We start from the raw sequence: 10,844 nt of genomic DNA, 5'->3' as shown, positions 1-10,844 counted from the left end.
CGGCCTCAGGTCCCCACGATGCCGCCGTCCCGGCGGCGCACCACCACGGTCGCCGAACGCGGCGGCGCGTTGCCCGGGGCGGCGTCCTCCGGCCAGGCGCTGCTGACCGTGCCGGCCCGGTCGCGGCGCTCGCCCGGATGCTGGATGTTCACGAACAGCGTGCGCCGGTCGGGCGTCAGCACGCAGCCCGTCACCTCGCAGCCGGTCGGCCCGACCATGAAGCGCCGGATGCGCCCGCTCGCCGGATCGGCGCACAGCAGCTGGTTGTTGCCGATGGCCGCCAGCGCGTCCTTGCCGATCGCCGAGCCGCCCATGTCGGTCTGGATCCAGAGCAGGCCGGCGCTGTCGAAGTGCAGGCCGTCGGGCGCGCCGAACACGTCGGCGTCCGGCGTCGGGTATCGCGCCCCGGTGCCGGCGAAGGCCGGATCGCCCGCGCGCACGAAATGGTCCCAGGCGAAGGTCGTGGCGCCGGCGTCGCCGCCGTCCTCGCGCCAGCGCAGGATGCCGCCGAAGAGGTTGGGCGCGCGCGGGTTGGCGGCGTCGGCGCCGGGCCGGCCGGGGTCGCCGCGCAGGATGTTGTTGGTCAGCGTGACGTAGACCTCGCCGGTGCGCGGATGCACGGCGATCCATTCCGGCCGGTCCATCTTCGTGGCGCCCACCGCGTCGGCGGCGAGACGCGCCTGCACCAGCACCTGGGCCTGGTCGGCGAAGCCGGCGGCGGCGTCGAGCCCGGGACGGCCGTGCGTCAGTTCCAGCCATTCGCCGCGACCGTTCGCGTCGTAGCGCGCGGCGTAGAGCGTGCCCTCGTCGAGCAGCCGGCGGTTGGCCGCGCGCGCGGCGGCGTCCCGGCCGGGGCGCACCTTCTCGCGGCTGACGAACTTGTAGACGTACTCGAAAGCCGAGTCGTCGCCCATGTAGACGGCCACGCGCCCGTCCGCCGTCGGCGCGCAGGTGGCGCTCTCCTGGCGCTTGCGGCCGAGCGCGGTGCGCTTGACGGGGGTGGAAGCCGGGTCGAAGGGATCGATCTCGACCACCCAGCCGAAGCGGTTCGCTTCGTTCGGGTCCTTCGACAGGTCGAAGCGCTCATCGAAGCGCCAATACTCGACCCACTGCGCCCCCGGCACCGTGCCGTAGCGCCGCTGGGCCGGCGTGGCGGCGGCGGCGGCGTCCTTCGGCCCGCCGAAGTAGCCGTGGAAGTTCTCCTCGCAGGTCAGGTAGGTGCCCCATGGCGTGACGCCCATCGCGCAGTTGGCGAAGGTGCCCAGCGCGCGCGTGCCGGCGGGGTCGGCCACCGTGCGCAGCAGCGGCGTGCCGGCGGCCGGGCCGGCCATGCGCATCGGCGTGCGGCCGTGGATGCGGCGCGCGTAGGCCGAGGGCAGCACCTGCCGCCAGCCTTCGGCGGTGCGCTCGATCTCGATGACCGACACGCCCATCGCGTGCAGCGACTTGGCGACCTTCTCGGCGCTGGCCGGCCTGGCGCCGTCAGCGTGGAGCAGGTCCTCGTCGGTGTACTCGTGGTTCATCACCAGCAGGCCGCGCCGGATCTCGCCGGTGGTGCCGGTGGCGTCGGCGTCGAGCGGGAAGAAGTGCATGCCGTCGTGGTGCATGCCCGCCTGCACGGCCTGGTCGGCCGCCGTGTTGCCGCGGTCCGGCGCGAAGGCGGGCATCGCGCCGGCGATGCCGGTGGGCGTCCCCCAGGGATACAGGATCTCGAAGCCGTATTCCGGCGGCAGCGTGATGCCGTCGTGCAATGTGGCCGCGACGTGGCCGAAGCCCATCGACGGGACGCCCGGGCCGCCGGTCGCGGCACCGGCACCTCCCGCGACGTCGGCCGACGACGCGCAGCCCGTGCCCATCAGCGAGACGAGGGCAGCGGCGCCGGACTGGAGGAGGAAGAAGCGTCGATCGATGGTGGAAGGCATGGGGAATGACCGTCGAGACCGGCGCGGCACGATTTTTCGTGCCGCGCCGGGCGCGCAAAAGGAAACGAGTCTAGCGACGGGTTAGAATCGAGGGCTTGTCGGGGTGTAGCGCAGCCTGGTAGCGCATCTGGTTTGGGACCAGAGGGTCGAAGGTTCGAATCCTTTCGCCCCGACCAAGTTTCTTTTTTCCTTCTTCGTCACGGACCACCGCACCCGGTCCTGCCGACCGGAAGCCCCGGCTTCCGTCTCTTCTCGGTTTCTTTGATTCTGTCCGTAGCTCAGTTGGATAGAGCATCGGCCTTCTAAGCCGAATGTCGGGGGTTCGATCCCCTCCGGACAGGCCACATCGATTTCCGACGACGTTGAGTCGCCACACCTCCGACGGCTGCCCACGGCTCGGGTTCCGATCCTTAAAAGAGATGAAGCCGACCTGGGAAGGGACGCTCGAATCGAATTCGGCCGTGATAAAAAAATCCTGCGATTCCGAACGCTCGCGTCGTCGTGGCGTCGATCGATCAGGAGCCCCATCATGTCATTCCGCGGAAATGCGCTCTGTCTGGCTGCACTTGCATGGATTCCATGTACCGCCGTGGCTCAATCGATCGCCGAATTCGAGAAACTTCCGAGCCCCTCGGCCAGCGATTTGACCGCCCGATTGACGGGGAAGACGTTCACGACGACCGGAACGAACGGAACGCTCTGGAGGATCGAATACAAGTCGAACGGCTACGTCATCATCAACGTGCAACAACGCGGATTCAGCAACAACATCAGCAAGCCGTGGCGTGTGGAGGACGGCAAGATCTGTTCGACCGATCGCGGTGTCGAGGAATGCAAGCCGACCCGCCTCGACGGCTCGACGATCGTGGTGCAGGTCACACCTACCGAGACCGTCCGGTACAGCGAGCAGTGACCCGCCACGGCCAGCGCTGCCGGTTCGGAAGCGCTCGTCGGGGCTTACGTTCGATCCGTGGATGCGCATGCCGCCTCGCGCAGCCACGGGCGGCACGATGACTCACTGCGGACTCGCTTGTGCCCATCCGGCCGCGCCGGTATCGGTGCCGGTTGCGAGCGGAGTCGCAGGACCGAATTCTCAGGCGATGCGCACGGCGCTCGAGCCGTCTGGGTCGCCTCACACGTGCCGGATCAGCCAACCATTTCGCCACGTCCCCGCAGCGTCATGTCCCACGCCCACCTAGGGTTTACCTGCCTAGCGTCGGTCATCGACCACACAGGGAATGACCATGAATGAGAACGCACCGGCGCAGCGAGGGGCATTGCGCGTCAACAAGAACGTCCTTCTCGGGAGCCTGATCCTGGTGGTCCTGATGTTCCTGGCGGCGCTGACCTACGCCGTTTTCTTCAGTCCCGAGGACTCGAAGCCCCAGGAGCTGGGCCGTTCGTCGCTTTCTCCCCAGGCACCGCCCTCCACGACGCCGACGTCCAAGTAGGGTCGGTTTCGAGCCTGCGGACGTATCGTTTCCAGGATTTCCGACCCAGGGTTCGGGCTCCAGGCATCCGATGTCTCCTCGGCCGCTTCCTTGCGGCTGATTGCGCCCCGGCCGGCAACGGTCGGGGCTTTTTTCGTCAACGGGGGCGGCGATCGATGCCGGATCTCACTTCGGTGGCAACTTCCTGAACCGGGGCTCGTCCCATCGCCGCGACTGCATCACCCCGCGTCGCAGCCGATAGAAGCGGGGCTCGCGGCGCCTCACGCCTTCGACATGCCAGACCACCGACGTGACGCATTCACCCTGCGGCAGTTCGACGATGCGGTGGATGCTGCCGGCGCCGACGCGGTGCGAGGAGCCGACTTCGCGGTGCACGAGCCGCGACGACCAGCCGTCCTTGCCGCGCCGCCACACCTCCTCGACATAGCCGCCGGCCAGGATCGTGGTGGTGAACGGGTAGGGGTGGTCGTGCGGGTCGCCGACGTCGGGGCCGGTGAAATGGTGCAGCGTGACCGAGAACTTTCCGATGCCGAGGTGCAGTTTGACGAACCGGTCGTTCATGCGCTCGATGGCGGTCATGGTTTCTCCGTGCGGACGGTGGTGGCGGCACTGGCGGTCGCGCCCGCCACCATGTGCTCGGCCAGCGTCTCGTAGAGCGGCCGGCTGATCATCCGCGACACCAGGCTCGCCAGCATCGCACTGGCCATCAGGCTCAGCACCATCGAATGCCCGTCGACCATCTCCATCACGATGATGAAGGCCGTCAGCGGCGCCTGCGTCACCGCGGCCAGGAAGGCCGCCATGCCCATGGCGATCAGGGCCGGTCCGAGCGCGGGACCGGCCAGCTGGGCGATGCCCTCGCCGATGCCGGCGCCGATCGACAGCGACGGCGCGAAGATGCCGCCAGGCACGCCGCACCAGGCGGTGAGCCAGGTGGCGACGAACTTCAGCAGCGTGAAGAGCGGCGTGAGTTCGTCGTGGCCGGCGAGCATGCGCTTGACGGCCTCCGAGCCGGCGCCGAAGGTGACGCCGCCCGTCGCCAGCCCGATCACCGCGATCAGCAGGCCGCCGACGGCGGCGAACCGCACCGGCCAGCGCGCGCGCCACCGGTTCAGGCGCTGCGGCGAACCCGTCAGCGACGCGATCATCAGCCGCGCGAACAGCCCGCCCGCGATGCCGCTGGCGAGCGCCACCAGCAATCCCGGACCCAGCAGGTCCCAGCCGAGCGCGGGCACCCTGATGATGCCGAAGTAGCTCAGGTTGCCGAAGGCCGAGACGGCCACGAGGCCCGCCAGCACGATGGCCGTGATGATCACGCCGCTCGCGCGCGCCTCCATCCGGCCCGACAGCTCCTCGATGGCGAACACCACGCCCGCCAGCGGCGCGTTGAAGGCGGCGGCGATGCCGGCCGCGCCGCCGGCGATCAGGAGGGCGCGCGTGCTGAGCGTGCTGCCCGGGGACAGCCAGCGCCGCGCGTGCTGCATGACGCCGGCGGCCACCTGCACCGACGGGCCCTCGCGGCCGATCGACAGTCCCGCCGCGAAGCCGGCCACGCCGAGGCCGATCTTGGCCACGGTCAGCCTGAGCGATGCGAAGTGGTCCTGCCGTTCCGGCGGCACGGCCGGGTCGAGCGCGGCCTTGATCTGCGGGATGCCGGAGCCGGCCGCGCCGGGAAACCAGCGGCGGGTCACCCAGACGATGCCAGCCGTCAGGGCGGGCGTCCACAGCAGCACGGCCCAGGGCGCCGCGTGGTGCAGGCGCTCGAACAGGCCGAAGGCCCGTTCCGCCGCGATCGTGAAGCCGACCACGAAGAGACCGGCGGCCACCGCGTAGCCCAGCACCACGGCCCGGTCGATCCAGAGGCGCCAGCTCGACAGCTCGGCGCGCAGGTTCTCGAGGAAGTCGGGTTCGTGGTTCATCGATGCCTCCGAAGTTTCATCGCGGCGTCGCGAACTCCGCCCCGTCGTAGGCCTCCGGCACCACGATGCGGCCCGCCGCGATGTCGGCCGTGACGGCGGCGATCCGCTCGCGCGTGCGCGGCGGCACGTCCGGCGCCAGGGCGAGGCCGACCGCGCCGGGCACCGACAGGCCGATCCGATGGATCTGTCCGGACGGGAAGGTGCCCGCGCGCAGGTCCTTGACCGCTTCGTAGACGCCCATGCCCACGTCCGCCGTCGCCGAGCCGATGAAGACGGCCGGGTCGGTCTTCGTCCAGTCGACGACGTTGCCGATCTGGCGCGCGCCGCGCTCCCGGCAGGCCTCGATGGCGCCGCCGCGTCCGGCGTTGAGCATGGTGAAGATGACGTCGGCGCCGGCGTCGATCTGCGCCAGGGCGATCCGGCGCGACAGCGCGTCGTCGTCCTGATTGCCCGAGAAGTTGGTCAGCAGCCGCACCGATGGGTTCGCGGCCCGGGCGCCGGCCGCGTAGGCGGCGCGGCCCTTGAGGCCCGGCCTGACGCGGATGCCCGACATGTGGCCGATGACGCCGGTGCGGGTGCTCAGGGCCGCCAGCACGCCGGCCAGGTAGGCCGACTCCTCCTGCAGCACGTCGTAGCTGGCCAGGTTGGCGGCGGCCACGGCGCCCTGCGTGACGACGAAGCGCACGCGCGGAAAGCTCGCGGCGACGTCGGCGCAGGCTTCGTTGTTCTGGCCGCCGTGGGCGACGACGAGGTCGGGGCCGCCGGAGGCCAGTTCCGCCAGCGCGGCCGCCAGCAGGTCCCGCCGGGGCTCGACGTCGGCCACGTGCGTCGCGGAGACGCCGAACTCGGCGCGCGCCCGTTCGAGCCCGCGCCAGCCGGCTTCCATGAAGCCGCGGTCGTCGATGCGGCCGGCGAACAGGGCCGCCACGCGCGATGCCGGGACAGGCGGCGGCGCACCGGCCCGTTTGCCGGACGCCGCGCAGGCGCCCAGGAAGGGTGCCGCGCACAGGCCCGCGGCGGCGAGGGCGAAGCGGCGACGCCGGGGGGATTCGAGCGATGGGTCGATCGAAGCGATGGTGGGGTGGAGGAGGTGGGTCATGCGTTCGGACGGTGACGGGTCGATGACGACAGGGGCGATGATGAACGACTGTGTCCTGGTCCGGCCCGTCGGTCCAGAATGGTCGCATGTGCAATCGCTACGAAGCCCCCGACGAACTCGCCGTGCAGGACTACTGGCACGTCGTCCGCCACGGTGATCCGGTGCCATGGCCGCGCGGCGTCTTCCCGCGCTCGCCCGGGCCGTTCATCCGCCGCGCGCGCGACGCCGCCGGCTACGAGCGCGAACTGGTGGTGGGGCAGTGGGGCCTGATCCCCTGGTTCGCGAAGGAACCCAAGCTCCGATTCCCGACCAACAACGCCCGCTCCGAGGAACTGGCGCAGAAGGCCAGCTACAAGGAGCCGTGGAAGCGCGGCCAGCGCTGCATCATTCCGGCGTCGACCTTCGACGAGCCCAACTGGGAAACCGGCAAGAACGTCTGGTGGCGCTTCCGCCGCGCCGACGGCGCCCCCTGGGGCCTGGCGGGCCTCTGGAACACCTGGACCGACAAGGCCACCGGCGAGGTGCACGAGAGCTACACCATGCTCACCGTCAACGCCGACGACCACCCGCTGATGCGGCGCATGCATAAGCCCGACCCGAAGGCGCCGGCCGACCATCCGGACAAGCGCTCCGTCATCCCGCTGGACCCGGCGGACTTCGACGAGTGGCTGGCGGGCACCCCGGCGCAGGCGCAGGCCCTGCTGAAGCCGGCGCCCGTCGAGGTGTTCGACGCCGGCCCGGTCAGTCCAGCGTCGCACCCGTCAGCTTGACCAGACCGGCATAGCGGTCGAGTTCCGATTTCCAGAAGGCGGCGAAGCTCGCCGCGTCGCCCGGCCGCACCTCGGCGCCGATGTCGGCGAGGCGCTGGCTCAGGTCGCCGGACGAGAAGGCCGCCTGCACGGCCGCGTTGAGCCGCTGGACGACGGCCGGCGGCGTGTTCGCCGGCGCCGCCAGGCCGTACCAGGCGTTCATCGTCATGCCCTTGAAGCCCAGCTCCTCGAAGGTCGGCACGGCCGGCAGCAGCGGATGACGCCGGGGCGAGGCGACGGCGATGGCGCGCACCTTGCCGCCCTTGAGCTGGCCGTAGGCGCCGGTGTCGAGCATGTAGTCGAGCTGGCCGGCCATGACGTCGGTGAGCGCCGGCGCGCTGCCCTTGTAGGGCACGTGGATGACGTCGATGCCGGCGACGGACTTGAAGAGCTCGCCCGCCAGGTGCGCCGAGTTGCCGACGCCGCCGGAGCCGTAGGACAGCTTGCCCGGCGCCGCCCTGGCGGCCTTGACGACGTCCATCGGCGCCTTGTACGGCGACCCGGCCGCCACGATCATCACGCTGGGGATGACGGCCAGTGAGGCCACGGGCGTGAAGTCCTTGATCGGATCGAAGCCGGTTTTCCTGTAGAGGTACGGGTTGGCCGAGTTGGTCGAGCTGGTGGCCAGCAGCAGGGTGTGGCCGTCCGCCGGCTGGCGCACGAACTGCTGCGTGCCGATGTTGCCGCCGGCGCCGGCGATGTTGTCCACCACCACGCTCTGGCCGAGCTGCACGCGCAGGGCCTCGGCCAGCGCGCGGCCGACGGCGTCGGTGGCGCCGCCGGCGGGCCACGGCACGATCAGGCGCACGGTCTTCTGCGGATAGGCCTGGGCCTGGGCCAGGGCGGCCGGCGCGACGATGGCCGATGCAGCGAGGGCGAGGGCGGCGAGCGCGATGCGGTTCGCCAGGGTTCTTCTGGTGATCATGGGCATGGGATGTCTCCGGGATCGGGGGACGTGTCGGTGCGCGGGCCGCGTCACTCGACCTTGGCGCCGGAGGCGCGGACCATCTCGGCGGCCTCGGGCATCTGCTGCTTCACGAAGGTCCAGAACTGACCCGTCGACATCGGCCTGGCGCCCAGGGCGCCCAGTTCCGCCAGCTGCGTCCTCACCTCGGGCTGCTGCAGCGCCTGCGCCAGCGCCGCGTTGAGCTTCTCCAGCACCGGCGGCGGCGTTCCGGCCGGGGCGACCAGGCCGTACCACGCGTCGGTGTGGAAGCCCTTCAGGCCGGCCTCGTCGAAGGTCGGCACGTCGGGCAGGGCGGGCAGGCGCTCCTTCGACGCCACCGCCAGCGCGCGCACCTTGCCCGAGCGCACGAAGGACACGGCGCCCGTCGTCAGGACCATGTCGACCCGGCCGGCCATCACGTCGGTCATGGCCGGGGCGGTGCCCTTGTAGGGAATGTGCGGGATGTCGACGTTCGCCAGCTTGACGAAGCGCGCGCCGGCCAGGTGCTGGCTGGAGCCGACGCCGGCCGAGGCGTAGTTGAGCTTGCCGGGATTCGCCCTGGCCTGCGCCAGGACGTCGGCGACGGTCTTGAAGGGCGAGCCGGCGGGCACCAGCAGCACGCTCGGCGAACTCGCGATCATGCCGACCGGCGCGAAGTCCTTGACGGGGTCGTGATTGAGCTTGGCGTAGAGCGCCGAGTTCAGGCCGTGCGAGGTGGCGGTCGCCAGCATGATCGTGTAGCCGTCGGGCCTGGCCTTGGCGGCGATGTCGGTGCCGATGTTGCCGCCGGCGCCGGCGCGGTTGTCGATCACGACGCTTTGCCCGAGCGCGCGGCCCAGCGGGTTGGCGATCAGCCGGGCGACGTTGTCGGAAGGTCCGCCGGCCGGCCAGCCGACGATCATCGTGACGGGCGTCGCCGTGGGGTAGGCGGGTTGCGCGAACGCGGTGCCGGTGGCCAGCGCCGCGATCGCGAAGAGCGTCTTGGCGGCCGTGAAGGAGCGGTGTGTGCGAGGGGTCATGGGATGTCGTCTCCGTTGTGGTTGTTGAAGGGTCGTGCGGTCCGGTGCGCCGCGATCGGCCGGGTCATTCCTCGACGTGGCAACCCAGCCGCTTCAGGGTGGCGTCGACCCAGGAGCGGTCGTAGCTGCCGTCCTTGATGCCCGCGACCATCACGGTCTCGGCCTCCTGCTTCCGGTGGGCGGCCGCGAGCAGGCGCTCGACGTCGTCGAAGGGCACGCACAGGAAGCCGTCCTCGTCGCCGATGACCAGGTCGCCGGGCTCGATCACCATGCCGTCGATGGCGATGGGCACGTTGATCTCGCCGGGGCCGTCCTTGTAGGGGCCGCGGTGGGTGACGCCGGCGGCGTAGACGGGGAAGGCGTTGGCGCGGATGAAGCCCGCGTCGCGGATGGCGCCGTCGATGACGAAGCCGCCGAGGCCTTGATGGATGGCGTCGCCCACCATGATCTCGCCGGTGATGGCGTTGGTGAGGTCGCCCCCGGCGTCCACGACGATGACGTCGCCGGGCTTCGCCAGCTGCAGGGCCTTGTGCAGCATGAGGTTGTCGCCGGGGCGGCTCTTGACGGTCAGCGCCGGGCCGGCCATGCGGCCGCCCGAATGCATGGGACGCAGGCGGGCGCCGCCGGCGGTCATGCGGGCCATGCAGTCGCTGACGTTGGCCACGGGCACGTCGAGGAACTGGCGAGCGAGGTCGAGGGAGACGGCGCGGCGGCGCTTGAGGATGCGGAGTCCGTTGTGCATGGTGTTAAACGCCTTTGTTGTTGGGGTTGCGGTAGGCCTCCTTGACGGCCTCCGTCATCGGGAAGTTGAGGTTGGCGTTGGTCGGCGGGATCGGCGACATGAACCACTTGCGGTAGAGCGGCTCGATGGCGCCGGACGTCATCAGCTGCGTGACGGTGCCGTCGACGATCGCCTTGAACTGCGGGTCCTCCTTGCGGTACATGATCCCGTAGGGCTCCTGGCGCAGCGACTCGCCGGTCAGGATCTTGTAGTCGCCCGGCTTGGGCGAGGTGGCGATCAGGCCGGCGAGCTGCACGTCGTCGAGGATGTAGGCGGCGGCGCGGCCGGTGCTCAGCAGCAGGAAGCCGTCGGACGTGTCCTTGGCCGCGAGGCTCTCGACCTCCATGTTCTCGGTCTTGCGGTAGGTGCGCAACAGCTGCAGGCCGGTGCTGCCGGCCACGGTCGAGACCGTCCTGCCCTTGAGGTCGGCGAAGGTGTTGATGCCCGAATCCTTCCTCACCGCCGCGGTGATGCTGGTCACGAAGTGGCTGGGCGCGAAGGCCACCTGCTCCTGGCGCTGCACGGTGTTGGTGGTGGTGGCGCAGTCCAGGTCCACGGTGCCGTTGGTCAGGAGCGGGATGCGGTTGGTCGAGGTCAGGATGGTGTAGCGCACCTCCAGGGCCGGCAGCGCGAGCTTCGCCTTCACGGCCTCGATGATCCGCAGGCAGATGTCGTTGGTGAAGCCGACCGGGTCGCCGCCGCCCACGGGCTTGTACGAGAACGGCACCTGGCTGTCGCGCGCGCCGATCGTGACGACGCCGCTGGCCTTGATCTTGGCCAGGGTGTCGGTGTTCTGGGCGGCGGCGGCGCCGCAGGCGAGCGCGACGGCGAGGCCGATGGCGAGGGAACGGCGGGAGGTCATGGGGTGGGCTTTCGCAGAGATGGATGAAAGGAAGGG

General features: G+C 70.5%; 11 protein-coding genes and 2 tRNA genes. 5 read left to right on the top strand and 8 right to left on the bottom strand.

Annotated elements, in window-relative coordinates:
- Positions 1 to 5: 5 nt before the first annotated feature.
- Positions 6 to 1,922, bottom strand: a complete 1,917-nt coding sequence (locus tag ABID77_RS04450) for a PhoX family protein (RefSeq protein ID WP_429591447.1) — start codon at positions 1,920 to 1,922, stop codon at positions 6 to 8.
- A 99-nt stretch (positions 1,923 to 2,021) separates the two neighbouring features.
- Here ABID77_RS04450 and ABID77_RS04445 point away from each other — a divergent pair.
- The 4 genes from ABID77_RS04445 (at position 2,022) to ABID77_RS04430 (ending at position 3,373) form a co-directional block, all read left to right on the top strand.
- Positions 2,022 to 2,098: transfer RNA gene (locus ABID77_RS04445), tRNA-Pro, on the top strand.
- Positions 2,099 to 2,189: 91 nt separating this feature from the next.
- Positions 2,190 to 2,266: transfer RNA gene (locus ABID77_RS04440), tRNA-Arg, on the top strand.
- A 185-nt stretch (positions 2,267 to 2,451) separates the two neighbouring features.
- A complete protein-coding gene (locus tag ABID77_RS04435) occupies positions 2,452 to 2,835 on the top strand; it encodes a hypothetical protein (RefSeq protein ID WP_429591444.1) in 384 nt (127 codons plus the stop codon).
- Between the two features lie 331 nt (positions 2,836 to 3,166).
- A complete protein-coding gene (locus ABID77_RS04430; protein WP_429591441.1) occupies positions 3,167 to 3,373 on the top strand; it encodes a hypothetical protein in 207 nt (68 codons plus the stop codon).
- Positions 3,374 to 3,538: 165 nt separating this feature from the next.
- Here ABID77_RS04430 and ABID77_RS04425 read toward each other — a convergent pair whose 3' ends face one another.
- Genes ABID77_RS04425 through ABID77_RS04415 form a run of 3 tightly spaced genes read right to left on the bottom strand, consistent with a single transcriptional unit; the run spans position 3,539 to position 6,391 of the window.
- Entirely contained in the window at positions 3,539 to 3,952 is a 414-nt protein-coding gene (locus ABID77_RS04425; RefSeq protein WP_429591438.1) for a hypothetical protein, read from the bottom strand.
- Positions 3,949 to 5,292 (bottom strand): chloride channel protein, encoded by a 1,344-nt coding sequence (locus tag ABID77_RS04420; RefSeq protein WP_429591436.1) that lies wholly within the window; start codon positions 5,290 to 5,292, stop codon positions 3,949 to 3,951. The genes ABID77_RS04425 and ABID77_RS04420 overlap by 4 nt, the downstream gene beginning before the upstream one ends.
- Positions 5,293 to 5,308: 16 nt before the next feature.
- Positions 5,309 to 6,391 carry a BMP family protein gene (locus ABID77_RS04415; protein ID WP_429591433.1) on the bottom strand — a complete coding sequence of 361 codons (1,083 nt, stop codon included), beginning with the start codon at positions 6,389 to 6,391 and terminating at the stop codon, positions 5,309 to 5,311.
- A gap of 86 nt (positions 6,392 to 6,477) precedes the next feature.
- Between ABID77_RS04415 and ABID77_RS04410 the strand changes: the two genes are divergently transcribed.
- Complete coding sequence (locus ABID77_RS04410; RefSeq protein ID WP_429591430.1) at positions 6,478 to 7,161, top strand: SOS response-associated peptidase; 684 nt, start codon at positions 6,478 to 6,480, stop codon at positions 7,159 to 7,161.
- Here the strand turns inward: ABID77_RS04410 and ABID77_RS04405 are convergent.
- The 4 genes from ABID77_RS04405 to ABID77_RS04390 all read right to left on the bottom strand — a co-directional run bounded on the left by ABID77_RS04405 (position 7,133) and on the right by ABID77_RS04390 (position 10,808).
- Positions 7,133 to 8,131 (bottom strand): Bug family tripartite tricarboxylate transporter substrate binding protein, encoded by a 999-nt coding sequence (locus ABID77_RS04405; RefSeq protein ID WP_429591427.1) that lies wholly within the window; start codon positions 8,129 to 8,131, stop codon positions 7,133 to 7,135. The two genes, ABID77_RS04410 and ABID77_RS04405, sit on opposite strands and share 29 nt — an antisense overlap.
- 44 nt (positions 8,132 to 8,175) lie before the next feature.
- Positions 8,176 to 9,165: a Bug family tripartite tricarboxylate transporter substrate binding protein gene (locus ABID77_RS04400; RefSeq protein ID WP_429591424.1), complete on the bottom strand. Its 990-nt coding sequence runs from the start codon at positions 9,163 to 9,165 to the stop codon at positions 8,176 to 8,178.
- Positions 9,166 to 9,229: 64 nt separating this feature from the next.
- Positions 9,230 to 9,907 carry an RraA family protein gene (locus ABID77_RS04395; protein ID WP_429591421.1) on the bottom strand — a complete coding sequence of 226 codons (678 nt, stop codon included), beginning with the start codon at positions 9,905 to 9,907 and terminating at the stop codon, positions 9,230 to 9,232.
- Positions 9,908 to 9,911: 4 nt separating this feature from the next.
- On the bottom strand, positions 9,912 to 10,808 hold the full coding sequence (locus ABID77_RS04390; protein WP_429591418.1) for an amino acid ABC transporter substrate-binding protein: 897 nt from the start codon (positions 10,806 to 10,808) through the stop codon (positions 9,912 to 9,914).
- Positions 10,809 to 10,844 lie beyond the last annotated feature (36 nt).

It is taken from the genome of Variovorax sp. PvP013, assembly GCF_050435945.1.
GTDB lineage: Bacteria > Pseudomonadota > Gammaproteobacteria > Burkholderiales > Burkholderiaceae_C > Variovorax.
The sequence above is the reverse complement of the archived record's forward strand: the minus strand, read 5'-3'. Positions and strand labels throughout refer to the sequence as shown.